The organism is Bacillus sp. ISL-45, assembly GCF_018613195.1.
Classification (GTDB): Bacteria; Bacillota; Bacilli; order Bacillales; family Cytobacillaceae; genus Mesobacillus.
In genome coordinates this window covers 140851-167346 of record NZ_JAGGQQ010000011.1, presented here as the reverse complement: position 1 = coordinate 167346, position 26496 = coordinate 140851, and the positions used below count along the sequence as shown (strand labels likewise).

Sequence of the window (26496 nt, the reverse complement as noted above, 5' to 3'; positions counted from 1 at the left end):
CAAGCTCGATCAATTTTCTGAAAATTGTTCTATTACTTTTGGACAAGCATAGAATGGAATAAATCAAAATAGGAGTGATCTGGTATGGAGAGGCTGGGTATTCTTGCGGCAATGTTTGTAGACGATGTGAACAAAGAAGATAGTATGATTATTGAGTTGTTTGGCACTATCGTATATATCTTATTTAAAATTCTTTTGTGGGCAGGAATTCCTTTTCTTGCTTATGTGCTGCTTGAATTTGCAGGCCATTTTTAAACATGGCTTTTTCCATCATTGTTAACGAGCATTGACAGTTTACGAAGAATGACTCTCATGACATGGGCGTATTCATCATCCTGGAACCACTTATATAAAATTCGGTAATCGTTATAAATATCAAGCAGATTGTCGATCGTCATCCTCTTTTGATTGGTTTTCCTAAGCTCTTCTTTTTCACCTGCCCGCGGCTGAGGAGACTTTTTCTCGAGGTTGACTGATGGATTTACTTCTTTATTGGCAGAAAACAGAAGCCCCAGCTTCTGGATAAACGTATCAGCACTGTCCGAATCCGCAACAAGTGTCAGTTCTTCTTCCCCGGCTTCAAGCCATTCACCATCTTTAATCCTGGAAAGTTCATATATGACATCCTCCCAGGCATCTTCTTTATATCTCCAGATTTCAGTTCGAAATCCGACAACCTTAAATAGGTCCGAACCATAACCTTTTACCTGAACCAGGTCCCCAAAAAAATATTTGTACTCGATGTCGATTTGCTCCTTTTCAAGCAGCTTCCCATCGTACTCAGAGAGCATCTGCAAACTTGTTTCCAAATACAAGCCCTCGCTCTTATTTATTTCATATACATGAAGGCCGTCAAGCCATTTTACATCTGTCACTTTCCCCACAGTCCCATAAATAGTGATCACGACTGTATCACCGATGTTAAACTTAGGTTTCTTCCGTTTTTCCATTTCCTCCATCCTCTCAACGATGAGTCGTGAATTGTGATTACAACAGTATATGCATTTTTCTGAAAATCGCTACGCCTAGATGGTGGATGGAAGAAGCTTTTAACCTTTGTGTCCGGCAAAATTCAATCAGGTTAATGAGCACTCCATTTCAACTTCTTAGTATATAAAAAAGCTCCTGCGGATAGCCGCAAGAGCCTTTAACTTTCTGCAATCAAATATTCATCCCATGCTTCGTCAAATACAGTCATACTTTCCGGATATTGACCGTTCATTTCCAAATAGGAGCTGATTTCATCATAATCCTCCGAGTTTTTGGGAAACGAGAGATCATCATACGCGGAATTCGCGAACCTGCTGATCGCATCCTTTGGTTTGGTGGAACGATATTTCATAAGAAAGTGGTAAAAGCTTTTATACATATATGAACGCCTGCCTATTGTTAAAATTAGTTTGTCCATACTATAACGGATTGATTAAGGGCTCGTCCACTTTAATGCAAAAAAAAGAGCACCTTTCCGATAGTAGGTGCTCTGTTTTTCAACTATATTAGAAAGTATAAACTTATTACACTTAGATTAGTGTCTAGCTCCAGCACCTAGCCAGTTTTCTCCAAGAATGTGCTTCCACGAGTATCTTTTATGGAGGGACACACGGGATTACCACATTTCCTTTGTTGGGCATTAGCTGTTAGATAGATTGGTTAATTAGCTGTTTATAAATGAAGAAACGGCTGTATGCGGACCGTTTCTTCTAGGGGGTTAATAAGTAACCACCTACATGTTAGCGCATATTTGTGCAATAAATATGGATATTCAATCATTCGACTCAACTTGGATTAAACTTTTCTTAATACATTCCGGAGTTTTTTTATATACATTAACTTCCTGCATACTTTCTTCTCATTTATTCGATACCCTAGGTTAATAAAACTTTGTGAACAGCACAGAGTGGAAATCCTTAATTGGAGTGAAAAGTTATGCTAATCAGGAAACTTTATAATAATGGCCAAATCATCATACCGAAGAAAGTGACACAAGAACTCGGAATTGAAGATGGTCACGTGCTTTATATTTATAACGAAAAAGACACTATCGTGATTGAGAAAGACCACGAAGATAAATACTTAAATCAGGCAACACTATATAATGGTAACTTAACGATACCCTGTGAACTACGTAAACTGCTAAACTGGGAAGGAGAAAATCTCCTGGAAATGGAAGTGAACTCCAACAATAAAATCCGCCTTAAGAAAATTTGATTGTATGTCCACGCTAAAACACTAACGTATTTTAAAAGGAATAATACTTCAGATACAACCTGGATAGACACAGAAATGACAATTCTACTGTCATTTTCTATACTATGCTTACCTTATAGCAGGGATGGCATATCCTATTTATTGGTGAATTTCGCTTTCCTAACATAAATAGTCAATTGAGGAATAAGTCGGAAAAAATTAGAATAACCAAACAAAAAATGGTTCTGTTCTTGAACCGTTTTTTGTTACATAGATCTATTTATTTGGAGAAAGCAACAGTCTTCTCATTATTGACCCCATTAGTCTTTCTTCGCCAACAACTGACAATCCTGCTGATTTAATGTTTGCCATTGTCTCCCGGTTTATATTCGCTCCCCACATTCTCACAGTTACTGGATTCAGAAAATCCATTACAAGTCCTGCCGCCTGGTTTTCGCTTCTCATATGCTCAAGCATGAGCATTTGTCCGTCCGGTTTGCAAACTCTTCTTAGTTCTTCTAGACCCAAAACCGGGTCTGGTACAGAGCAAAACACACAGGTTGATACGATTGTATCAAAACTATTGTCCGGATAGGGCAGGTCCTGGATGTCCGCCTCTACCAGTTCCATCTGATAAGGCGCATTAAGTTGTGAAGCTTTCTGTTTTGCATACTTTAACATATCGCTACTGAAATCCACTCCAATCAAGGATTTAATACTGCTCGGATAAAAAGGTAGGTTCGCCCCAGTCCCTACCCCTGCTTCCAGAACATCGCCATATGAGCCAGCCAACAGATCCCTCCTCCAATCTTCTCGAATCATCTTATCCATTCTGTCATAAATTTTTGAAACTCGGTTGTATCTTTTTTTAATTTTCTCATTTGATTTCTGTTTCAATGAAACCATCCTCTCTGATTACGGATTAGTGATCATTATACTGGCAAACTGTGCACAAAGAATGAATATGGATTTTTAGTTTCATTTCTCTACTTTTTTTAAAATAATTTTAGTGAGTTGAAAAAAATGTGTGTTTCTCATCATAATATCGACCAGATATCATACCATATGAGAGCCACGGAGTGATTTCAAAAATTGTACTGTCTGATAAGGGTGGTAACCTTTACCGAATTGAGCCAGATGAAATCGGACTCAAGTTTGCTCGGTGGGAGATCGATTACAAAGAATATTTAAATCAACAGAAAAAGGGAAACCGGCAACTGATTGGCCTGACACTAGGACTCATCACTCTGTTTGCAACAGCAGGTTGGGGATTTGTTTCGCTTTTCTAAAAACAGTCATTAGAACTGATGAAAAGAAAGCTGCCGTTTGGCAGCTTTCTTTTAGAATAGGTTTTTAGAAATCATTTCATATTCACTTTGAGAAATCTCGCCTTTGACATAACGAAGTTTCAGGGTTTCTGCAGGAGATTCCTTTTGTATTGAATCTTGCTTCTGCTTTTTGAAAGAGTACATAAGGTCAACAATCAGCTTCCTTGTCATCTTGATCAGTCTGAACAGATCTCCAGTTCTCAATAAATAACAGAAGACTATGGCTGCTAATATAAGAGTAATCACTTCATTCACCTCGATTACGATTTAATCGTTAACAAAATTTGCTGGAATTCTTCTAAGGTGATTTCTCCTCTTACGTATCTTAACTTTGCCATTTCTTCGGCTTCTAAGGATTGGATACTCCCTGAATTCGCCTTGTGTAAAGACTGGTTTTTCATCAGAAAATATACTCCTATTGCAATTAGAACAAGGAAAATTAAAGTAGACGAGTTAAAGTATGGCATCATTCCAAACTGGGTGAAGCCGGATGGGCCGCTATATCCATATCCGTTTATAAAAGAACCCATGTGACCGTTCATCATTTGTCATTACTCCTTTATATTAAATGAGATTTTTCAGTTTAACGTATTCTTCTTCGGTAATTTTGCCTGCAGCATACCTCAAATCTATGATTTGTCTGGCCGAGTTATTATCTGGAACGTGAGTACCCATCTTCCTAAAGAATTTTTGTAAATCGCCTGTTTTGTAAAGGTAAAAACCTATTGACAAGATCAACAGCGTAAACATTGTTCCATTCCTCCTAAATTTTGGTATTAAGGGCCGGAAAACCGGCCCACGGTAAGATTTTATAAGCCTGTGTTCCCCATACCCTGGAAATTCCGGCTGTTAGATGCACCACCTGTGCCATGCATCCCTTTATACATATCCTCAAGGTCTTTAGTGCTCAAATCAGGATGCATTTCCTGCATATATGGCTTCATTTGTCCAAAGTTGATATTCTGGTCATCCATGAATTTTTGCATATCATCAAAATTTCCTGATTCCATCACTTGATTCATCTCATCGATATTAACACCCTGTTCACCCATGAACTCCTGCATATTTTCAAAGTTGCCCTCACCCATGATGTTAGCCATATTCTTGAAATCAATTCCCTGCTCCTTCATAAAATCAGCAGGATTAACTGCATTTTCCTTCGCGGATGCCATATACAATCCTGTACCTCCTGTTGCGATAAGGGCTGCTGCTAATGCGCCAGTAATAATTGTCTTTTTCATCATAGTAAACACTCCTATTTTTTTATTTTTATAAGTTTTTTTAAAACTTTTTATAAAAGGTTTTCTTTCATTTGTTCGAATTCTTCAACAGTGATTTCTCCTCTTGCCAACCTGCCTTTGGCAAGATCAATTGCTTGATTGTTCACTGTCTTGTGTGGAAGCGATTGTTCACTCCCTCTATTTTGGTTGAAAGCCAGATACAGCAGATAGCCGACTGCCAGGAAAACTACGATCATCATCAAGGATCCACCTCCCATCCCGAAGCCTCCAAAGTAACCATACCCAGGTCCCATCATCATTTCCTTCTCTCCTTTCCATTTCTTTATACTTTCATTCTCTTTTAAAAATTTGTAGAAAGTATGAAGCGAAAACTGTTATTTCGAAACAATGTCTTTCATCTTTTGGTACTCTTCCGGGGTGATGTCCCCTTGTGCCAGCCGCATCTTCAATTGTTCCATTGCTTTACTAGAATCAGGCAGGTTCGACCCATCTGATTTCTTCCTGTTCATCAACAAGTAGATCAGGAGACCAATCAACAGCAAACCAATAAGTAAGCCAATCGGTCCACAGCCAGCTGCTGCAAAACCAGGTCCCATCATGCTAGCCCCTCCTTTCTGGTGATGATGTTTGTTTCTATGCTTTAAATATAAAAGCGAATCATGAAGAAAGTATGTAGAGTGAAAAAATTATAAATAACATCAAATATAGGAGATTGAATCAATTGTATTTATTGTCCTCACTATTCCGGCTGCCAACGGAGTAACTGAATAACTTACTTTATGTAAAAAAAGATGACCGCTACTGGGATTTAATCAACCTCCCTGTTAGCCGTCACTCTATCCTTCTTTGTACATTTGTATCTATCCACGGATTATCATCTGCTTGAGTATTTCGAGGAAGAGGTGGATAATACTTGTAATTGATTTAGTAAAATATATCCTTCTTCATTTAAATGATTTATTTTGAACTTCTTTCCCCATAACCGGGAGCTTTGAAAGAAAAGCCCAATATATAATTGGCTGGTCGAGTTTTGCCAAATGATATTAATGGTTGGACTGCAAACCAGCTATCACCTTAAAGCACTATAGATTTACATTAACCATTTTTCTTCCCTGCTGCATTGAAATCAAAAAAAGCGAGACCGCTTAAAAAAGCAGTCCCGCCTTCATTGCTTACTTTTCTGCCAAGATAATTTCCTTGAAATCTACTTGTTCTAGTACTTTATAGCATTTATAGGAACCATTATTCTCAAATACAACGATTGCCGGATCTTTCCCAAATGGCTCTCATAAAAAGACTCCAGCTCCCTCACTCCACCTCCCACATTCACCGTCTAGGAACATTTCCCCTGCTAACAGCCCAAAAACCATTTCGCCACTTTTCTCCAGTTTTATAAACATATCATCAACCCTCTCATTTTCAATCTACTTTGATATTAGTGTTTACTTATGTAGAAAAAATGGAGTTTCTGTACCCTCCTCGTGGAATGTAGGCCAGACGGTTATTGGAACTAAGGCTGAATGTCCGAAGATTCTGGTAATATTCATCGTAGATAAACTCACTGTAATTGAATTTTATCTATTTTTGACGCTCTTTGGTCCATCAACCAACATACAGAATGATGTGTACTTGATAGGATGGTTTTATTTGGTTGATACAAATCACATACCTCCATTGCAAACGGACATCGCGAAGTAAAAGCGCAACCTTTTGGAGGGTCATGCAAGTCTGGTGGTGTCCCTTCAATCACGGTTAATTGTTGGTTTTTTTCTAAATCAAGATGAGGAACTGATTCTAGCAATCCAATCGTATAGGGGTGTTTTGGATTATAAAAAATTTCGTTTTTCGTTCCACATTCGACTATTTTACCGGCATACATGATATTCACTCTATCTGAAAACCTTGCAACCACTCCTAAATCATGCGTAATGAGAATGATCGCCATACTCATTTTCTCCTGCAGGTCTTTTAATAAATCCAAAATCTGTGCTTGGATGGTTACGTCAAGAGCTGTTGTTGGCTCGTCAGCAATTAACAGATCAGGTTCACAAATCAAAGCCATTGCAATGGCGACTCGCTGCCTCATTCCTCCACTTAGCTGATGAGGATAGGTTGTACAACAATATATAGGATCCGGGATTCCAACTAGACTAATGATTTCAACTGCCTTTTCATGAGCTAACTTTTTACTATAGCCTTTATGAACGATTAGCCCCTCCGCAATTTGGTCACCCACCTTCATTGTCGGGTTTAAGGAAGTCATGGGATCCTGGAATACCATACCAATCTTTGCCCCACGGATTTTGGAAAGCTGTTTTTTCTTCATTGTTGTGATTTCTTCCCCGTTAAATAAAATGGACCCCTCGGGGATGGAACATGTTTTCTCAGGAAGCAGTTTCATAATACTTTTAGCAGTAACTGATTTCCCAGACCCGGATTCTCCGACAATTGCGAGGACTTCCCCCTTGTTCACATGAAAGGAAACCCCACGAACAGCGTAGATATTCTGTTTTTTTGAATGAAAATGAACGTGCAGATCATTAACTTCTAGTAATCTTTTCACATTTATCACCCTTTCATTGAGTAAAAGAGTTATTTTATGAATTTCGGATCCAGCGCATCCCTCAGACCATCACCCAATACATTAAATGAAAACATCGTTAATGAAATAAATAATGCCGGAAAAAATAGCCTCCATATTTCACCTGTTAATAAGGTGACGAGACCTTCTGATGTCATCGTTCCCCAGCTCGCAAGCGGTACAGGAACTCCTAGTCCAAGAAAGCTTAAAGTGGCCTCCGCAAAAATTGCACCAGGAACAGATAATGTCATGCTCACTATTATAGGGCCCATAGCATTTGGAATAAGGTGCTTAAATAAGACCCGAAAAAAACTCCCTCCTAATACTTGGGATGCCATTACAAATTCAGATTCTTTCAATCTCAGTATTTCACCGCGAACTAGACGCGCCATTCCAATCCATCCCGTTGCAGCCATTGCAATTATAATAGTGAGTAATCCAGGCTTTAATACGACCATCAATAAAATTGTCACCAGCAAATGAGGCAGTCCATAAAGTATATCTACGATTCTCATCATCACTTCATCAGTTTTTCCGCCTTTATATGCTGCGATTCCTCCCCATATAATTCCGATTATCAAATCCAAAGCGACTGCTGTTATACCAATAAAAAGGGAAATTCTCGCTCCTACCCAGGTCCTGGAAAATAAATCTCTACCTAAATCATCAGTTCCAAACCAATAGTCAAATGATGGAGGGAGATTGGAATTTAATAGATTTTGATCTGAATACGAATAGGGAACCAGCATTGGACCTATAATTGCCATTACGATCAAACCAATATTAATGGCAAGTCCAGTCATAGCAAGCTTGTTTTGTCTCAGTATGCTTATCGCATCTACCCAAAACGATTCACTAGGTTTACTATCAGCCTTTTCTTCTTTGTTTTTTTTCTTTAGAACAAAAAGATCGTCTGGCACTTGCTGCATCATCTATCCCCTCCTTTTGATAAGTTTTATTCTAGGATCGATCAGAACGTATGCAAGGTCGACTAATATAATAAAGAATATTAATATAGCACTATAAAAAACAGTCGTTCCCAAAATTAATGGATAATCTCTATCATTGATGGCCTCAACAAAATATTTCCCCAAGCCTGGAATACCGAAGATTTGTTCTATTACAAAGCTTCCAGTCAATACTGTAGCTGTAATGGGACCAAGTATTGTTACAACTGGAATCATTGCATTACGAAGTACATGCTTAAAAATAAATCTGAAACCAGTCACTCCTTTAGCCATGGCAGTTTGAATATAATCCATCGAAAGTACTTCTAAAATACTTGATCTAGTAAGTCGTGCTATATAGGCCATCGGTGTAACAGCAAGAGCAATGCTTGGCAAAACGGAGTGTTTCCATGTACCCCATGTTGCGACAGGGAACCATTGCAGCTTTATAGCAAAAAAATTGATTAATATTGTAGCAAAAATGAAGCTGGGGACGGAAAGGCCAAGTATGGCAATAATCATAGAAAAATAGTCAATTGCACTATTGTGACGAAAAGCTGCGAGAATACCTAAAACGATTCCAAAGAATGCAGCTATGAGAATGGCTTGAATACCTATCATGGCCGAAACAGGAAATCCGTTAGCAATTAATTGGTTAACTGTCTGGTTATCCCATTTGATTGAAGGACCAAAGTCCATCAATAATGCTCCCTTTAGATATTTAAAATATTGTATAAACAAGGGATCATTAAGTCCATAATGCTCTTTTAAGTTTTCAACTACCTGCTCTGGAATACGATTTTCACTTGTAAAAGGATCACCGGGTATTGCGTACATCAATAAAAAGGTAAGCGAAATAATGACAAATAAAGTTAAAATAACACTAATAATTCTCCTGGTAAAAAATTGCCGCATATTCCCCCTCCTTTATGATTTTAGGCAAAAACAACTGAAAAAGTGTACTCATTGTACACTCTTTCAGCATCCTAGCCGCTTAGCGCGCCACCATTTTTACTACTTAACACTTGCCTCCCGGAAATCAATTGCCTGAATTGTATACTGATAGACTCCTTCGATATTGTCCTTTTGCAAGTAAACTTTTGTACGGTAATAAAGTGGGGAAATTGCCATTTGGTCTATTAGAACCTTTTCAGCTTCGACCAAATACCCCGCTCGCTTCTCCAGATTCAATTCCGCTTCTGCTTTTTCCATTAATTGATCGTAATCAGGAATAGAAATGTTGCTATAGTTATAGACATCCCCACTCATGAATTGTCCCATTAAATTGCTTGCATCATCATAGTCTGCGCCAGTACTGTACAAAGCTAATTGGTACTCACCGGCTTGAACATTTTGAACAAATACCTTACGTTCCATCGTTTGGAGCTCTGTATCAATTCCTAAGTTTTTCTTCCACATTTCCTGCATTGCTTGAGAAAGTTTATTGTAAGTATCGTCTGTATAAAAAAGCAGATTAATTTTAGGCAATGTAGAAAGTCCCAGTTCTTCGAGTCCTTCTTTCAGAAGTTGTTTTGATGTGTCTAAATCATTATCCTTAAACAAGGAGTCTCCAGCTAATTCCCTGAATTCTCCTGCACCACTACTCAATCCTAATGGTATTAAACCAAGAGCGGGAACTTCTCCTCCCTGTGTCACTTTTTCTACCAAAAGTTTTCTATCAAGGGCAAGACCTAATGCTTTACGGATATTTTCATTTTTAAAAATTCGATCCTCATGATTAAATCTTATATAAGCTAAACTTGCGCTTGGCGCTGTTTTTGCTTCACCTGAAGCTATTAATTTACTTCTTATTGAATTTGGGATATTGGCAGAAAAATCGAGCTCGTTCGATTGGTACATAGCATATTCAGTATTTTGTTCATTCACCATTACCCACTTTAACTTTTCAAGCTTAACTACATCCTTGCCCCAATAATTTTCATTTGGAACCATAATTAATTCTTGGCCGTGTTTCCAACTCTCAATTTTAAAAGGTCCGTTTGAAACAAAGGTTTCAGCTTCAGAAGCCCACTCTGGATTTGCTTTATCCGTTTTTTCATGGATAGGCAATAATGTAAAGAAAGCAGTTAAACCTAAGAAAAAGGAAGTAGGTTTTTCTAAAGTAACCTCCAGTGTATATTCATCAACAGCCTTTACCCCTAGCTGGGATGAATCCTTCAATGATCCTTCATTGTATGCTGCTCCATTTTTAATAAAGAACAAGTTACTGCCAAGAGGTGAAGCTACTTCTGGACGTAAAACCTTCTCCCACGAATAGACAAAATCCTTAGCAGTCACAGGGTCACCATTTGACCATTTAGCATTCTTATTAAAATAGAAAGTATAAACAGTTCCGTCATCAGAAATGTCCCACTTTTCTGCAACACCAGGAACTATGTTTCCGTCTTTGTCCAATCGGACCAAACCCTCGAATAATTGATTTGAAATATCCCCAGCAGTCTGGTTATCAATCAGTGCTGGTTCAAGACTAGGCGGTTCACTTAATGCATTGACTGTAATAACTTGCTCTTTATTAGAACTGCTTGTTTTTTCTTCATTCTTTTCTTTATTAGCAGGAGTATTGACTTGACTATTATTACAGGCACTAAATACTAATATCAGTACACAAAGTAAGATGAAAAATGATAAGCGTTTCCCAAAATTTTGCATTGTGTTTCCCCCTATTATGTTTTAGACCCGAAACCTCATCAATCCAAGTAAACCTCTTGAAATCTATAAGCAAAACCTCCTACTGTTCTCAATATACATTACCCCTCTATAGTATATGTGGGTGCAGCATTAAAATAACTTTTAATAACCATTAAAGGATGGTCAAGAAAATATAAATAGAATTTTTATAATTAGAAATGCAGATTAATACATACAGCGATAAATAAGCATATAAAAATTGATTCAGTTAAACCCTATGTTTTTTTCTTCTATTTTTTTAAAGTGTTTTTTAAATTGATAAAACAAAAAAGCTCCCCTTGCATATAAATCAATCGCGATTGAAATCCATATACCCGCTATCCCCATGCCGAATTGTATTCCAAGGATATAAACTCCGATTATCCTAATCACCCACATACCAAGTGCGGTGCTGTACATCGGACTTTTTGTGTCTCCGGCACCCTGAAGTGCACCTGCTAAAACTAAACCCACAGCCAGTGCAGGCTGTGCAAAAGCATCAATTTGCAGCGCCGTTACAACCATGCCTCTAGCATGTAGGTCTGTAGTAAACCAGGAAGCAAACCATGGAGATAAAAAGAACAACACCAAGCCAACTAATGACATAAATCCAATTGCTAATCCCGTAGTTAAAAAACCAAATTCATATGCGTCCCTATATTGTCTAGCACCAATCCTTTGGCCAACAAGGGTAGTGGCTGCTATCGCAAGACCGTAACCCGGCATATATGAAAATGTTTCAATATTCCCTGCAATTGTGTGGGCAGCATACGTTTCTGCCCCTATTTTCACGATCAGGCCAAAATAAACCACCTGGCCAAGACGCATAATTAATCTCTCAATTGCTGCAGGGGCAGATAATGTTAAGATAGCAAATGAATCTCCTTTGGAAGATTCACCAGAGAAAGAAAAAGAAACCGGGGATTTTTTTATATGATGATACAACGCAGCTGACCCCAAAAGCCTTACAATGACAGTGGCCCACGCGGCTCCAGCTACACCAAATCCATCCAACTTAAATAAGCCAAAAATCAGGACATAATCTAGACCAATATGAATTAAATTGATCCACCAGCTTACTTTCATAGGTGTTTTTGTATCCCCAGCAGCCCTTAATATGCTACCAAAATTGAACATCAATGAAATAAAGACGGACGGAATTCCAACAATCTGTAAATATATGGCCCCATCTCTTAAAACATTAGATTCTGCTCCCATCATTTTAAGCAACGGTTCACTAAAAAAGACGGAAATGATACCAAAGATCATTCCCGCCAAAATAGAAATAAAAGTGGATTGCCTGGCAATCGATTTTGCTTTTTCGATGTCGCCTGATCCTATGCTCCTGGCAATGAGCGAAGAAGTTCCCACCCCTATTGCCATAAAAATTGCAATATAAACGGCTAAAACCGCATTCGCTATCCCAACCGCTGTCACTTCGTTTAAACCGAGTCTGGCAACAAACAGGGTATCCACAAAACCGACCACCATTTGCAAGGTATTCTCAACCATAGCTGGAATAGCTAAAGCTAAGATGATACTAATCTTTTGTTTAGTACTTTGTATACCCGCGGTCTCTGGTTGAGCCACCGAAAATCCCTCCCGGTTTTCTTTCTCTATTACTTTTTCAGTAACCTCTGGAAGGTAACTATGACCTCATCAATGACTTCCGTGTCTCCTTCATTTATCCTTTCAATGACGCAGCTTTTTAAATGTCCTTCAAGAAGAAGACTTGCAACACTGTTTAAAGCAGATTGGATGGCGGATAATTGAGTTATCACATCGTCACAGTAGGTATCATTTTCAATTAATCTTTTAACTCCACGGATTTGTCCTTCAATCCGATTTAGCCTTGAATCAAGGTTCTTTTTTATTTTTTCTGAATGATGGCTCTTTCGATGATTTGTAGAGCAACCAGTTGGTGGTAATACTTGTTCATTAGCCGCCTCTACACCCATGTCCATTCCCCCTTATACCTGACTTATATTTTCAATGAGTTCTTCTTTTCCGAATCTCTTTAAAAATTTATGGAAAGGCTCTCGTTTCTTCCCTTTTTCCCCATATACCCTAATAATTTCTTCGATTGTAGTATAAAGTTCATCAGGATTTAGATTTTCCTTAAATAAGCTTCCTGCCTCGGCATCCTCTCCTTTTGTTTTCCCGCCAATATAAAGATTATATTGATTCCCATTCCGTTTCATAACTCCAATATCATTAACCAAAGGCTCTCCACAGCCAACAGGACAGCCGGTGTAAGCTGGTTTTAGGGTGAACGGAACAGATTTCCCGGCAATTCTCTTATTAAGTTCGATTGCGACAGGCATTCCCTCTTCCTCTGCACCTTTACAAAAATTGCAGGTTCTAAGGCTCTTTACAAAATTGCCGACTGGGTAGCAGTGTAAACCGACCGACTCAAAATCCGTAATAATTTCATCCTTTTTACTTTCAAGAATGTCAATATAAAGCTGCTGGAAGGTTGTAAGCTCAAGCTCCTGGTCGTCTTCCATATATTTTGCAAGTATACGAAGCTGGTTAGCAGTCAGTTTGGATCCGAAATCAATGCCGCCATTAACAGCGACTTTTATTTTCTTTTCGTTGTTCAATTTCAAAACCCCCTTTCCTAAGAAGTTTTTTCAAGTAGATTACTGTGGCAGTGACAAGATACTGCATGACCCGCGCCGAGAGATTCCTGTTTCGGCATTTCACTGTTACAAATATCCTCCTGATATGGACATCTTTTTACAAACGGGCATCCTGCTGTCTCTTCGGTTGCATCTACTTCACCATCTAGAATTAACTTTTCTCGATTTTGGATAAAGTAATTGAGATCTTTTACTACCGAAACTAGTGCCTTTGTGTAAGGATGTGAAGGCGATTGGATTATTTTCTTGGTGGGCCCGACCTCGATAATTTTACCCTGGTACATGACAGCAATTCGGTCACACATATAACTTGCTGTCGATAGGTCATGTGTAATCAGCATCATGGTTAGGCCCATTTTCTTCTTAAGTTCGAGAAGGAGGTTTAAAATACCTGCTCGGACAGAAACATCAAGCATAGAAGTCGGTTCATCAGCTGCAATAAATAGTGGTTCCAGAATCACAGCTCTTGCTATAGCAATCCTTTGCCTCTGTCCGCCACTAAGTTGGTGTGGAAACCTCTCCATATAGTCTTCAGCGGGCCTCAGCTCAATTGATTCAATCGCCTCTTTCACCCTTCGAACTTTCTCATCATATGGGAGGTGTTTTTCGTGGGCATTGATTGGTTCCATTAAAATGTCCATTATTGTCATCCCAGGATTGAGAGTATCATATGGATCCTGAAAGATCATTTGCATTTTACTTCTCAACCTGTTTGTCTCTGAATCTGTTAATTTGCATAAATTTCTTCCTTCAAAAAGAATTTCCCCGCTGGTTTCCTTCATCAGGCGCATCACCATTCGCGCTGTTGTGGTTTTTCCACAGCCGCTTTCCCCGATGATCCCTAGAATTTCCCCTTTTTTAATCTCAAAGCTAACATTATGGACGGCGTAAACATTTTGCAGTTTCCGGTTTAAAATCGATCCAGTTTTTTTTACAAAAGTTTTCTTCAAACCTCTTACTTTCAGTAAAATTGAATTATCCATTTTCCTCCTCCTCAAGAAAGCATGCGGAAAAGTGGCCGGTCTTTACTTCCCTGAACTCAGGTGTTTCTTTTCTGCAGCGGTCAAAGGCAAACGCACATCGCGTATGAAACCTGCAACATTGTGGAATGTTTACTAGATTAGGGACACTGCCTGGTATCGAAATCACTTCCCGATCAGGATCGGACAGGTCAGGAGTCGCTTGTAATAATGCCTTTGAATAAGGATGTCTTGTATCATTCAATATATCCTCTGTTGAGGCAAGCTCAACAATTTTCCCTGCATACATGATTGCTATTTTGTCGCAAATAGCAGTGACCATCGGCAAATCGTGTGAAATTAGGATTACTGATAAATCCATCTTTCTCTGAAGATTTTTAATTAATGCTATCACCTGTGCCTGGGTTAATACATCTAGTCCTGTAGTTGATTCGTCGGAAATTACCAGTTTTGGAGAACAAGCAAGTGACATGGCAATGGCAACGCGCTGCTTCATCCCTCCGCTGAATTCGTGCGGGTAGCTTTTCCATCGGTCACCATCTATTCCTACAAGCTCAAGTAGGGTCTTCGTCCGTGCCAGTGCTTCTCTTTTGCTTACTTTTTCATGGAGCAAAATGGCCTCCATAATTTGATCGCCTATTGTATAAACGGGATTTAGTGCATTCATCGCACTTTGAGGTATGACAGAAAGATCCTTCCATCTTAAAGAACCTAGTTCAGAATCGGAGGCTTTAAGCAAATCCCTACCATTTAAATGAACACTTCCAGCAACTACTTTTCCGGGAAACTCTATTAATCTTAGAATCGATTGGGCAACGGTCGTTTTCCCGCATCCCGACTCTCCAATCAGTCCAAGCATTTCTCCCTCTTCAACAGAGAATGAAACGTTTTCTACAGCACGGGCAATTCCCTTTTCGGTTTTAAAGAAAGTGGAGAGGTTTTCTACAGTTAATACAGCAGACATTTGTTAACGCCCCCTTCTCAGTCGCGGATTCATAACTTCTTCCAATGAATAGCCAGTAAAAGCAAATCCTATTACCAGTGTGGTGATGAGTAAGCCAGGAGGAAGTATCCACCAGACCCATGCATCCGTTAAAAATGCTCCCCTTGCCTGGGCATAATATAAAATCGTTCCCCAACTCTTAGTAAAAGGGTCTCCTAGACCCAAAAAGCTTAAAGAGGCTTCAATTAATATAGAATGACTAGCTGCTAATACAAATTGGGAAAGTGCAATCGGGATAACACCCGGCAAAATATGCCGGCCTAATATGACCTTAATATTGGTACCAATTGATTTAGCGGCTTCGACGTACCCTTTTGTTTTTAGCGTTAATACCTGTGATCTTATAACCCTTGCCGGACTCGCCCAGGAAATTAAACTAATTACCAAAATGATATTCCAAAAACTCGGACCAATAAAGGCGGCCAATAATATCATAAGAGGCAAAAATGGTATAACAAGTACTAGGTCAACTAATCTCATTAAAAGAGCATCTACTTTTCCGCCGTAATACCCTGATATTACTCCGATAAGGCATCCAAGAAGAATAGAAATAAAGGCAGCTAGGACACCAATTAATAAAGATATTCGGGTCCCATACAGCAGTTCACTTAAAATATCCTGTCCTACATCGTTGGTACCCAGAAGAAATTGACTGTTGGGTTTTGTAAACGGCGTTCCCACTCGGTCAGTCGGATCAAATGGGGCAAGTAAAGGGGCGAAAACTGCTATCGCCAAAAAAATAATCAGAAGACCTAAACCAATTATACCGATATTATTGGAGGTAAGGACTTGCCAATACTTTAGCCATTTTTTATTACCCATTTCGGCTTCCCACCTTTGGATCAAGTAAAGGATATAGTAAATCCGCCAAGAAATTGGCAATGACAACACTGAAGGTAATAATCAGGAAAGTCGCCTGAATCAGTGGGTAATCTCTGCTTAGGACTGATTCAAACATTAATCGTCCTACACCCGGGTATGCAAAGACCGTTTCTATTACAGTAGCCCCGCCCAAGGTAAATCCTAAGCTAAGCATAAATACAGTAGCCACGGGAAGTAGAGCATTTCTCATGGCATGCTTATACTTAATAACTTTTTCTTTTACGCCCTTTGCTTTGGCCATCATAATATAATCTTCACCAAGAACATTTAGCATTGAATATCTCATAATCATGAAGGTGCTTGTTACTGAGATTAATATAAGGGTTGTTAATGGTAGAATAAGATGTTTACTAATATCAATGAATCTATCCATACCTGAATAATTCGACCAGGCACTTTCAGCTCCGAAAACAGGGAGCCAACCTAATTGAGCTGAAAAAATAGAAACTAAAATCATACCGACCCAGAAGGAAGGCATTGCACTAAGAAACATAAAAACTGTCAATAAATTCGCATCAGTTTTAGTTCCTCTGCGCCAGGCTGAAATGGCTCCAAACATTACTCCTAGAATGGTTGAGAGGACAAGACCGAGCCCTGTAAGAAGCATTGTCCAAGGTAAGCGCTCCATAATAAGCTCTGAAATCGGTCTCTTTTGCTGATAGGAGAAACCGAATTCCCCTGTAAGGATATTTTTAATATAAGTAACGTATTGTTCAAATATGGAATCATTAAGTCCATGCTTTTCCAAGATTGCTTCTTTCTCAGCGCTGGACATTAATCCAACATCCTCACCTGCCAAAAATACGAGGGGATTGCCTGGCATAAGCCTAGGCAAAAGAAAGTTCAATGTTAGCATTAGGAAGATAACAATTGTGTATTGCAAAAGCTTGCCTGCCATAAATTTCCCCATTATTCTGCACCTCCTGCTAGTTTAGGAAAAAATCCCGTAAAAATTTTACGGGACAGATCCTTTTTCCTTAAAAATCAAAATCATCCTTTTCGCTCTTCTTCTTTTTCCTTTTTAATAAGAAGAAAAATACAGCTGCTATTACGATAAGTACGCCAAAAATTAGAATCCCGTTATTATTATTTTCTTTTACTGAATTGCTGTCATTAGACGTTTTTTCATCAGAAGATTTACTTTCCCCACCGGAATTGCTGTTATTCCCAGCAGCATTTTCTGTTCTTTCACCTGAAACAAAAGACAATTTATTGATTATCCCTTTTCCTGTTTGGAAAACATAACCGTCATATTTTTCAGGGTTATATGCATTGACAATTTCCTGATAATAGAGAGTTATAATAGGTGCTTCATCTGCAACCATCAACTGCAGGTCATTAATAAGCTTTTGTCGTTCCGTCTCGTCAAATGTTGCTCTTAGTTGGTCCGACAAAGCATCAAATTCTTTATTTTTATAACCGCCGATATTTACAGAACCAATCGCAGGATCTGAATAAAACAGCTCGACTATACGATCAGGGAAAAGCTGCATCGTGTTTGACCAGCCGAATACTCCCATATCAAAGTTTCTTCCCTTACTAACATCGTAATCAGGCCACATTAAACTAATGATTGTAGTATCTTCCATGGCTTTTACAGAATTTTTGATGCCTATCTCATTTATAGCTTCAGAAATCAGTTCTGCAACCCGGATTCTAATTGGATTGTTAGAGTGGACTAGTGTTGTGAAATTTATTTCTTTTCCTTTTTGGTCTTCCCTGAAACCGTCCCCATTTGTATCCTTGAAACCAGCATCATCAAGGATTTTCTTTGCTTTTTCGGGATCGTAAGAAGTTTTTACTTCACCATTGTATGAAGGTGATGACGGATGAATAAAACCCGGGCTGCCGACTTCTGCAAATCCTAAAAGCACGATATCAACCAAACTTTTTTTATCTATTGCAAGATCAATTGCCTGTCTGAAAGGCTTTTCTGTCATAGGATATTTTTCAGAATTCAGCTGGAATAATGTGGTGCTGAATCCTGCTCCACGTGAAATCTTTAATGAAGGGTTAGACTCGAATTGGTTAACAAGCTCCGGAGAAATATTTGATGAAATCGCATCAATTTCCCCAGATTTCAATGCATTGTAAAGTGCTGTAGTATCTTTGATGATTGGAAATATGATTTCTTGAATAGGAGGAGCTTCTTTAAAATAGTCCTTGTTGGCGGTCATTTTATAATATTGATCAGCCTTATGTTCACTTAAAATGTATGGGCCGCTGCCTATTGCATTGGTTTCACTGTCAGGATCTGAGATTTTTGACCAAATATGCTCTGGTAATATTGGTACATCCGCAAGAGGCTGAATCATAAAGTTTGGATCGGGTTTTGTAAGAACCATTGTAAAGTCTGTTTCATTTTCAACAGTTAATGAGGCAACGTTTTTAAGAGGGTTGGTAAATCTTGATTTAGGATATTTAATAAAATAATCTACAGTAAACTTAACATCATCAGACGTAAGCATTTGTCCATCATGCCATTTTATATTTTCGTTTAGCTTAAAACTATACTCCAATCCGTTTTCGCTTACCTTATACTCTTTAACTAGCCAAGGGACTGGTTTATTATCCTTATCTAGTTGTAACAGAGTGTCATACAACAGGCTTACCAAGTCAAGACCTGGATATCCGGTTTGATAAGTATAAGGGTTTAATGTGCTTTCATCACTAAGAATCCCGATTTTTAGTGATTCTACTTCTGCTTTAGCTGAACTGTTTCCTGCTGAAGAAAAAACAAAAAGAGCAATTATTATTAGTGATATTAATTTTCTCATTTTCCGGCCCCCTTATGAAATTGTTATACTATTAATTCCTGTAAATGGAAGTTCCCTTCTCTACGATAAGCTTCCGCAAGAGCGAAATGACCATGGGTGGCAAGGCCATGATACACATGAACAGCCTTATCTAGAACTTGATGTATAGCTCTTCCCTTTTCCTGAAAGTTGGTTAATTTTGAGAATCCTGGATACAGAATTTCAGCTGCTTTCTGATCAAGCATTTCATCAAAATGCATGCCACTGAATTCCAATTGACTTTCAAGCATATCCATTGCACGTTCTTTTTTCTCCCATACTTCTGTAATGTCAACGACAGTATTAGGATGGTGCGGTGTCATGTAGTAAATAGTCGGAATCGGATGAGGTTCTAATCCTGGAAGTTCATCTAAAGCAAAATCTCTGCTAGAAAGGGCGATGGACTCGAGAAGCAAAGTCATTGCCGGACGACGGTCGGGGTCCAAATCGTGAAAGGAATGTTCGGGATCTTGGGTAATAATGATGTCAGGTTTAACCTCTCTAATAATTTTTATAATTTTTTTCTTTGATTCAACGCTTAAATCAACGGTGCCATACTGGAAATTCAGGAATGTAATATCCTTTACTCCAAGTATTTCTGCTGCATTCCTAACCTGTGGTTGACTAGTTTCTCGGCACAGCATGATAGATGCAAATGATTCCCCACCATTTAGAACGTTCTTAGCAAGTGCACCTCCGCACTCCACAACTTCCATACCATAAACCCCAAGAAATAAAACTTTCTGTCCTTTTGCCATTCTTTTCCCTCCACATAAGTACTTTACCCCGCTACGGTATATTCAGGAGTAATTAAAAATAATCTTACTACCATACTAATATTTTGTAAATACTAAATATTTAGAATATTTTAATAATTATTCTTGAATAGAATTCTTTTTTTTAAGAATGGCTTGTCTTGGAGTGACATATGATGTACCAATTAAAGGAGGTCGAAGATGAATGAACGAATTTCACTATTTTGTTTTAGGGACTCTATTACTTGTGACGCTGATTTCCATCATACTTTCATATCAATATAGAACAAAGATGAAAAGTATGACACCCATGGTTATATCTATGGCTATATCAATGAATATTGGTGTAACCTCTGGGATTCTTTTCGGGTTTATATATCAAGGAGATTTATTCCTTTCTTCTCTTATTTCCGTATTGATCGGAATTTCGGTAGGTGTTTCTGCAGGATTTGCTTTTGGGATACTCTCGGTTATTGAGGGCTCAATGGCTGGAATGATGGGCGGAATGATGGGTGCAATGCTAGGTGAAATGATTTCAAGACTTCAAGCGGTTTCTCTTCTAAATATATTTTTGACTATTACAGTATCTACCTTATTCCTGTATTTGATTCTTTCTCAACAAAAAGCAACCAAAGATAATGGGGTTTTTACCAGTTGGCTTTTAAAGCCTATCTTTACATTCATTGTTTTAGTAGGATACTTTTATTTTGGTAATCAATTAAATAAAGAGTCGGTTATTTCAAAAGAATCACCAATACATGAGCATCATTCCCAAATTCCTACTGATGAAAAGGAGGAGCAATTAAACCGAATAACTATTCAAGTTAACCCCTCAAATTTTTCCTATTCTCCAAGTAAAATCAATTTGTCAAAAAACAAAAAAGTCTTACTTACCTTTACTAATCATGACTCCATTGAACATGATATCGTGATTGAAAAAATACCGACATTGCCTAACACCGACCAGGAAAACATCTCATCCCATGGTTCACATGATTCACATGGCGATGGACTACATTTACATGCTAGGCCACATGAGGAGGGAAACATTTCTTTTACTCCTACTGAAACTGGTACATATGAATTTTATTGTTCCCTGCCAGGGCATAGAGAGAACGGAATGGTCGGAATTATCGTAGTTGAGTAAGTAAGTTAATTCATATTCTATTATGAATATAAGAACTTGATCCCTCACTAAATATTGATAAATATGGTTTGACCCGTTGATGCGATACCAAAATTCTTTGCGTCATCGCCTTAATTATTGAAATTAATAAATATGTAATTTACTTATTGGCTGATACACTATCGGTCACTACTGTAGAAAATAAAACAGCCTTCCTTGTTCTTGAAGGGAACAAGGAAGGCATAAAAGGGTTATGACTACTTATTTTTTTCGATTAATGCGGTTGATCACCATCCACAGCAACAATCCAATTCCAAGCAATATAAGGAGCAGCCAAAAAGCCTGACCGAACCAGAAACGCATATGATGGTACATCATTTGCCTTCCCATCATCATCCCCATGGAATTTGGCGGGAACCATACCATTCTTACTACGAAAAACAGAAAAGACAAACCTGTTATGGTGGCAAATGTCATTATGATGATCGGCCATAAACGTTTCATTTTTCATCACCACTATTCTATTTTATATCCAATACCCCAAACCGTTTTAACAATTGACTTATCCACTCCAGCTTTTTGCAACTTTTCACGGAGGTTCTTGATATGCGAATCCACAGTCCGGTCCTCACCCATAAATTCAATTCCCCAAATCATATCCACGAGTTGTTCTCGTGATAATACTTTTCCCCTGTGCTCGATTAGTGCAGCGAGAATGTCGAATTCAGTCTGTGTCAGATTGATTCTCATCCCTTCATACATTGCTTCCCTCGCGATGAGGTCAATAACCATCCCCTGATACTTCAAGATGTTCTCTGCAGAATTGGAATGGCCGGTCCTCCTTAGGAGTGCTTTGACCCTTACTAGCAGCTCTGCTTCATCAAAAGGTTTGACAAGGTAATCATCAGCCCCTGTTGATAAGCCTGTAACTTTGTCCTGGACAGTACCCTTAGCAGTAAGCATGATAATCGGCAAATCAGACATTTTGCGCACATGCTGTATTGTCTCCCACCCGTCCATCATAGGCATCATTACATCCAGGATCATCAGGCCATAGTCATCCTTTCGAAGCATGTCAATTGCCTCCTGTCCGTCCTCTACTTCCTCCACCTGATAGCCTTCCTGAAGCAGATAAAGTTTAACAAGCTTTCTCATTTGTGCCTCGTCGTCAACAATCAATATTTTGTTCATTTCACTCTCTCCTTGGAAGTTTTTAAGTAGATGGTAAAAACAGTTCCTTCATTCAGCCTGCTGTTGACCTGAATCTGTCCACCATGGGCTTCAATGATTTGCTTCACCACATAGAGCCCAAGACCTGTTCCTCCAGTTTTCCTTCCCCTTGAACGTTCAACCCGGTAAAATCTATCCCAAATTCGGGAAAGTTCAGGCTTAGGTATTCCTTCCCCAGTATCACAGATTTCTACAACAACAAGATCCTTTTTGGTGAAGGATCGAATGGTAATTTCACCTTCAGTGCTGTATTTCACCGCGTTTTCAAGCAGGTTGTAGAAAACCTGCTCCATTCTTTCTTTATCTACTTTTGTTTCCGGCAGTCCGTCCTCAAGTTCAAGAGTGATCTTCAGTCCTTTTTTTACCACTTCAGGTCTAAGGTTCGTAGCTATTTTATTAATTAGCTCATTTAGGTTGACCGGCCTTTTATCCAGTTCGAATTTTCCCACCTGAAGCTTGCTCATTTCAAACAGGTCATTAATCATGATGGATAGCCGCTGTGCCTCTTTATTTATGATTGATAAGTACTCCTCTTTTTCTTCGTCGCTATTTGCCATTCCTTTTTTCAACACATCGCTGTACCCTTTAATGTATGTCAAGGGAGTCCGAAGTTCATGGGATACAGCAGCCAGGAATTCATTCCTGCTATCTTCAAAGTATTGAAGTTGTTCACCCAACTTCTGGATAGATATGCCAAGTTGGGCTACTTCATCCTCGCCTTTGACCGGAATCGTTTGTCTATACTTGCCCAAGGCCATTTTAGAAGTGGCTTCTTTCATTGTGAGCAATGGACTTGTCAGTTTTTTCGACAAAATACCTATAAGCCCAAAAGCCAGGAGGATAATCCCAATACTGGCTATTGTGATAAGGGCATTCATGACAAAGACGATTTCTCGAAGGATGTTTGAAGGATAGTACATATAAACATACCCGCCTTGATCGCCTATTGTGGAGACTGAAATAATATAGCGATGGTCCCTCCAATCATCTTCAAGAATATAACTGCTTTTTTCTCTGTTTTCTGTAAGATGCTTCTTCATGTCATTGTCGGGTTCTTTTGAAGCAGCGATGATATTGTTTTCGGAATCGGCAATAAGCACCTCAGTTGTGACCCCTTGTTCCATTTCAACCACATGGCCAATCGTTGTCCGGTCGAAGTTTTCATCTAAAATACGGGCATGGTTGTTTCCACGCGTTAGGACATCCTGCTTAATATAATCAATCAAGACATTTGTGAAAACACCATAGAGGACCAACCCTAACAGTAGAAGGAAGCAGACAAATACCACACTGAACAAAAGGCCCAATTTAAAAGATATATTCTTCAACCGAGAAGGCATATCAAATTCTCACCCTAACTCATAACTACTTCGTTTTATTTGTATTACTCATTATATAATAGATTAAAAAAATCAAGAAAATGTGGAGATTAGATAACACCCTTTAATATTAAAGGGCACATATGAATTTATATTTTCACGTTATTCTATTAGTATTTTATTTATAAAGACAACAAAAAGAGAATGACTCTGTTAGTCACTCTCATTCTTGGAATTTTTACAGACCTTTTCTAACGTATAGGTTTCCATTTTCGTAAAAATAATGTATTGCCTACTACTGAAACAGAACTGAAAGCCATAGCTCCTCCAGCGAGTATTGGGTTTAAAAGGCCAATTGCTGCTACCGGTATCAATATAACATTATACGCAAATGCCCAGAAAAGATTTTGTTTGATTTTTCTCATTGTAGATTTGGATAGGCTAATTGTATCAACTATTCCCATCAAATCACCTCGCATTAAGGTGATATCCGCAGCTTCCATTGCAACATCTGTACCTGTTCCAATGGCAATACCAACATGCGCAGCAGCTAGTGCTGGTGCATCATTGATACCATCCCCGACCATGGCTACTATTTTCCCTTCCTGCTTTAGTTTTTCTACCTCGGCTGATTTGTCTTCCGGGAGTACTTCGGCAAGTACCCGATCAACCCCCACCTGCTTGGCAATAGCCTCGGCTGTCAATTTATTATCGCCAGTTATCATAATAACTTCTATACCCATATTTTTAAGGTGTTTAATTGCTTTTGCAGATGTTTCCTTTACTGTATCAGCTACTGCGATTATACCGGCAAGGCTGTCATTAACTGCTATTAACATAGCAGTTTTCCCTTCTCCTTCAAGTGATTCCATTCGATTTAATGCAATATCTATAGCGATACCATTTTTGTGCATTAACTTTTTATTCCCTATAAATACCTTTTGATCATTGATGTCCACTTGAATACCATGACCTGGGATGGCATTAAAGTTTTTAGCATCCCGAAGCGGAAGACCCCTTTCTCTTGCTCCATTTATAATTGCTTCTCCAAGGGGATGCTCTGATCCTTTTTCAGCAGAAGCAGCTAATTGCAATAATTCATCTTCAGTATATTCCCCAAGTATGACGATATCTGTTACATCTGGTTCTCCTTTAGTGATTGTACCGGTTTTATCCAGTACTACGGTAGTTACCCGCTGAGCTGTTTGAAGATGTTCAGCTCCTTTAATAAGGAGACCATTTTCAGCACCTTTTCCAGTACCAACCATTACTGCTGTTGGTGTAGCCAGGCCTAATGCACAAGGACATGCAATAACCAGCACAGCAATAGTGCTGACAAGGGCAGGCGTAAATCCTGCAAGAAAATAAGTTATAGCAAAAGTTCCCAGTGCAATTAGGATGACAATCGGGACAAAGATTCCAGAAATTTTATCGGCAAGTTTCTGAATAGGTGCTTTTGAGCCCTGAGCTTCTTCGACAAGTTTGATAATTTGAGCTAGCGCAGTATCCTTACCAACTTTGGTCGCTTTAAAGGTAAACGCCCCGTGTTTATTTACAGTTGCTCCAATAACTGTATCGCCTATTCCTTTTGTAACAGGCATACTTTCACCGGTAAGCATGGATTCATCAACGGTAGTATTTCCCTCGATGATTTCTCCATCTACTGGAACCTTTTCTCCTGCACGAACAAAAATTATGTCACCTGTTTGAACCTCTTCTAATGGAATATCAAGTTCTTCTCCATCACGTAGTACCTTTGCTGTTTTTGCTTGAAGTCCCATGAGCGTTTTAATCGCTTCAGATGTTTGCCCTTTTGCTCTTGTTTCAAGCAATTTCCCCAAAACAATTAAGGTCATAACAATCGCAGCTGCTTCATAATACAAAAATTGTCCTGTTCCTAGTATCGTGACAATTAAACTGTAAAAATATGCGGCTGAAGTTCCCAGTACAACTAGAACTGCCATGTTTGCACTGCCCCCACGAACCGCGTTGAAGGCATCACGGTAATAATGGCCTCCTACATAGAATTGAACTGGAGTAGCAAGAAGGAATTGAACCCATGGACTCATATGAAAAAACATCCCATTTCCATATTCCATCGCAAAATCCGATATCATTTGAATTAAGAAAAATACAGATAAGATTGCCCCTACAGTAAATTTTCTGACCTGAGTTTTGTATTCCTTTTCCCTTGCACTCCGTTCATAATCATCATCCCTATCGCCTACTACCCTGGCATCATAGCCGACTTTTTTTACAGTTGCCATTATTTGCTCGATATTTGTGTTTCCAGGAATATATTCGATAATTGCTTTTTCAGTCGCTAAATTGACTGCTGCACCAGTAACTCCTTCGACCTTTTTCAACGCTTTTTCTACACGAGTTGCACATGAGGCACATGTCATTCCGATGATATCGAGTTGAACTTTTTCCTCCTGAACCCCATAGCCAGTCTTTTTTATTTTGGCAATGATAACATCAACAGTTGCAACAGCAGGATCATACATAACAGAAGCTTTCTCTGTAGCGAGGTTCACATTAGCCTTTTGTACACCTGGAACTTTGGCAATGTTTTTCTCGATGCGGGTGGCACACGCAGCACATGTCATTCCAGTGATACTCAATGTAACGATTTCTCCTGAAAGATCAGTTTGAGTCTTTGCTATTGATTTCTCTTCCATTTTTCTTCCCCCTTTTTAACTAGAAATTAGGATACATACTATACTTTCAAGATATGTCATATACCCGTACTGGGTATAATTGTTTTTAAAAGAAAGGGTGTCCAATTAAGC

The 26496-nt window shown here is 38.8% G+C and carries 30 protein-coding genes; 4 read left to right on the top strand and 26 right to left on the bottom strand.

Going from position 1 to position 26496, the window contains the following annotated elements; translation table 11 throughout:
• The first annotated feature begins 84 nt into the window (after positions 1-84).
• The gene (locus tag J7E35_RS15605) at positions 85-255 is read left to right on the top strand and encodes a hypothetical protein (RefSeq protein ID WP_214781209.1); all 171 of its coding nucleotides are present in this window, start codon (positions 85-87) and stop codon (positions 253-255) included.
• Here J7E35_RS15605 and J7E35_RS15600 read toward each other — a convergent pair.
• Both J7E35_RS15600 and J7E35_RS15595 read right to left on the bottom strand, forming a co-directional pair.
• Positions 252-950 carry a hypothetical protein gene (locus J7E35_RS15600; RefSeq protein ID WP_214781208.1) on the bottom strand — a complete coding sequence of 233 codons (699 nt, stop codon included), beginning with the start codon at positions 948-950 and terminating at the stop codon, positions 252-254. The genes J7E35_RS15605 and J7E35_RS15600 overlap by 4 nt on opposite strands.
• Before the next feature lie 197 nt (positions 951-1147).
• Entirely contained in the window at positions 1148-1369 is a 222-nt protein-coding gene (locus J7E35_RS15595; protein ID WP_214781206.1) for a YozE family protein, read from the bottom strand.
• 557 nt (positions 1370-1926) lie between these two features.
• Here J7E35_RS15595 and J7E35_RS15590 point away from each other — a divergent pair.
• Positions 1927-2208, top strand: a complete 282-nt coding sequence (locus J7E35_RS15590; protein ID WP_214705861.1) for an AbrB/MazE/SpoVT family DNA-binding domain-containing protein — start codon at positions 1927-1929, stop codon at positions 2206-2208.
• A 255-nt stretch (positions 2209-2463) separates the two neighbouring features.
• Here J7E35_RS15590 and J7E35_RS15585 read toward each other — a convergent pair whose 3' ends face one another.
• A complete protein-coding gene (locus tag J7E35_RS15585) occupies positions 2464-3084 on the bottom strand; it encodes a class I SAM-dependent methyltransferase (RefSeq protein WP_251041024.1) in 621 nt (206 codons plus the stop codon).
• Positions 3085-3266: 182 nt separating this feature from the next.
• Here J7E35_RS15585 and J7E35_RS15580 point away from each other — a divergent pair, with 182 nt between their 5' ends.
• A complete protein-coding gene (locus J7E35_RS15580; protein WP_214781202.1) occupies positions 3267-3476 on the top strand; it encodes a hypothetical protein in 210 nt (69 codons plus the stop codon).
• Between the two features lie 51 nt (positions 3477-3527).
• Here J7E35_RS15580 and J7E35_RS15575 read toward each other — a convergent pair whose 3' ends face one another.
• From J7E35_RS15575 to J7E35_RS15485, 19 genes are all read right to left on the bottom strand, one after another.
• On the bottom strand, positions 3528-3770 hold the full coding sequence (locus J7E35_RS15575; protein WP_214781201.1) for an SHOCT domain-containing protein: 243 nt from the start codon (positions 3768-3770) through the stop codon (positions 3528-3530).
• A gap of 5 nt (positions 3771-3775) precedes the next feature.
• A complete protein-coding gene (locus tag J7E35_RS15570) occupies positions 3776-4060 on the bottom strand; it encodes an SHOCT domain-containing protein (RefSeq protein ID WP_214781199.1) in 285 nt (94 codons plus the stop codon).
• A 19-nt stretch (positions 4061-4079) separates the two neighbouring features.
• Complete coding sequence (locus tag J7E35_RS15565; protein ID WP_214781197.1) at positions 4080-4265, bottom strand: SHOCT domain-containing protein; 186 nt, start codon at positions 4263-4265, stop codon at positions 4080-4082.
• Positions 4266-4324: 59 nt separating this feature from the next.
• Entirely contained in the window at positions 4325-4756 is a 432-nt protein-coding gene (locus J7E35_RS15560; protein WP_214781195.1) for a hypothetical protein, read from the bottom strand.
• A 50-nt stretch (positions 4757-4806) separates the two neighbouring features.
• Positions 4807-5055, bottom strand: coding sequence for an SHOCT domain-containing protein (locus J7E35_RS15555; RefSeq protein WP_251041022.1), 249 nt, complete (start codon positions 5053-5055; stop codon positions 4807-4809).
• Positions 5056-5130: 75 nt separating this feature from the next.
• Positions 5131-5355: an SHOCT domain-containing protein gene (locus J7E35_RS15550; RefSeq protein ID WP_214781193.1), complete on the bottom strand. Its 225-nt coding sequence runs from the start codon at positions 5353-5355 to the stop codon at positions 5131-5133.
• A 959-nt stretch (positions 5356-6314) separates the two neighbouring features.
• The gene (locus tag J7E35_RS15545; protein ID WP_214781191.1) at positions 6315-7319 is read right to left on the bottom strand and encodes an ABC transporter ATP-binding protein; all 1005 of its coding nucleotides are present in this window, start codon (positions 7317-7319) and stop codon (positions 6315-6317) included.
• A 29-nt stretch (positions 7320-7348) separates the two neighbouring features.
• On the bottom strand, positions 7349-8266 hold the full coding sequence (locus J7E35_RS15540; protein WP_214781553.1) for an ABC transporter permease: 918 nt from the start codon (positions 8264-8266) through the stop codon (positions 7349-7351).
• Positions 8267-8269: 3 nt separating this feature from the next.
• A complete protein-coding gene (locus tag J7E35_RS15535) occupies positions 8270-9199 on the bottom strand; it encodes an ABC transporter permease (RefSeq protein ID WP_214781189.1) in 930 nt (309 codons plus the stop codon).
• A gap of 99 nt (positions 9200-9298) precedes the next feature.
• Positions 9299-10954 (bottom strand): peptide ABC transporter substrate-binding protein, encoded by a 1656-nt coding sequence (locus J7E35_RS15530; RefSeq protein WP_214781187.1) that lies wholly within the window; start codon positions 10952-10954, stop codon positions 9299-9301.
• 243 nt (positions 10955-11197) lie between these two features.
• Positions 11198-12484 (bottom strand): MATE family efflux transporter, encoded by a 1287-nt coding sequence (locus J7E35_RS15525; RefSeq protein ID WP_214781551.1) that lies wholly within the window; start codon positions 12482-12484, stop codon positions 11198-11200.
• A 107-nt stretch (positions 12485-12591) separates the two neighbouring features.
• Entirely contained in the window at positions 12592-12930 is a 339-nt protein-coding gene (locus J7E35_RS15520) for a metal-sensitive transcriptional regulator (protein WP_214781185.1), read from the bottom strand.
• 12 nt (positions 12931-12942) lie between these two features.
• Positions 12943-13575, bottom strand: a complete 633-nt coding sequence (locus tag J7E35_RS15515; protein ID WP_251041020.1) for an NAD(P)/FAD-dependent oxidoreductase — start codon at positions 13573-13575, stop codon at positions 12943-12945.
• 17 nt (positions 13576-13592) lie between these two features.
• Positions 13593-14597 carry an ABC transporter ATP-binding protein gene (locus J7E35_RS15510; protein WP_214781183.1) on the bottom strand — a complete coding sequence of 335 codons (1005 nt, stop codon included), beginning with the start codon at positions 14595-14597 and terminating at the stop codon, positions 13593-13595.
• Positions 14590-15558 (bottom strand): ABC transporter ATP-binding protein, encoded by a 969-nt coding sequence (locus J7E35_RS15505; RefSeq protein WP_214781181.1) that lies wholly within the window; start codon positions 15556-15558, stop codon positions 14590-14592. The genes J7E35_RS15510 and J7E35_RS15505 overlap by 8 nt, the downstream gene beginning before the upstream one ends.
• A 3-nt stretch (positions 15559-15561) precedes the next feature.
• A complete protein-coding gene (locus J7E35_RS15500; RefSeq protein ID WP_214781179.1) occupies positions 15562-16419 on the bottom strand; it encodes an ABC transporter permease in 858 nt (285 codons plus the stop codon).
• A complete protein-coding gene (locus tag J7E35_RS15495; protein ID WP_214781177.1) occupies positions 16412-17389 on the bottom strand; it encodes an ABC transporter permease in 978 nt (325 codons plus the stop codon). The genes J7E35_RS15500 and J7E35_RS15495 overlap by 8 nt, the downstream gene beginning before the upstream one ends.
• Positions 17390-17456: 67 nt before the next feature.
• A complete protein-coding gene (locus J7E35_RS15490) occupies positions 17457-19256 on the bottom strand; it encodes an ABC transporter substrate-binding protein (RefSeq protein ID WP_214781175.1) in 1800 nt (599 codons plus the stop codon).
• A gap of 23 nt (positions 19257-19279) precedes the next feature.
• Positions 19280-20032 carry a PIG-L deacetylase family protein gene (locus tag J7E35_RS15485; RefSeq protein WP_214781173.1) on the bottom strand — a complete coding sequence of 251 codons (753 nt, stop codon included), beginning with the start codon at positions 20030-20032 and terminating at the stop codon, positions 19280-19282.
• Positions 20033-20234: 202 nt separating this feature from the next.
• Here J7E35_RS15485 and J7E35_RS15480 point away from each other — a divergent pair, with 202 nt between their 5' ends.
• Positions 20235-21176, top strand: coding sequence for a cupredoxin domain-containing protein (locus J7E35_RS15480; protein ID WP_214781171.1), 942 nt, complete (start codon positions 20235-20237; stop codon positions 21174-21176).
• Between the two features lie 240 nt (positions 21177-21416).
• On the opposite strand, the gene J7E35_RS15475 is transcribed toward J7E35_RS15480, so the two are convergent.
• From J7E35_RS15475 to J7E35_RS15460, 4 genes are all read right to left on the bottom strand, one after another.
• On the bottom strand, positions 21417-21659 hold the full coding sequence (locus J7E35_RS15475) for a hypothetical protein (protein ID WP_214781170.1): 243 nt from the start codon (positions 21657-21659) through the stop codon (positions 21417-21419).
• Positions 21660-21671: 12 nt separating this feature from the next.
• Positions 21672-22346, bottom strand: coding sequence for a response regulator transcription factor (locus J7E35_RS15470; protein ID WP_214781169.1), 675 nt, complete (start codon positions 22344-22346; stop codon positions 21672-21674).
• Positions 22343-23611 (bottom strand): sensor histidine kinase, encoded by a 1269-nt coding sequence (locus tag J7E35_RS15465; RefSeq protein ID WP_251041018.1) that lies wholly within the window; start codon positions 23609-23611, stop codon positions 22343-22345. Before J7E35_RS15465 ends, J7E35_RS15470 begins: the two co-directional genes overlap by 4 nt.
• Positions 23612-23955: 344 nt before the next feature.
• The gene (locus tag J7E35_RS15460; RefSeq protein WP_214781167.1) at positions 23956-26385 is read right to left on the bottom strand and encodes a heavy metal translocating P-type ATPase; all 2430 of its coding nucleotides are present in this window, start codon (positions 26383-26385) and stop codon (positions 23956-23958) included.
• Positions 26386-26496: the final 111 nt, after the last annotated feature.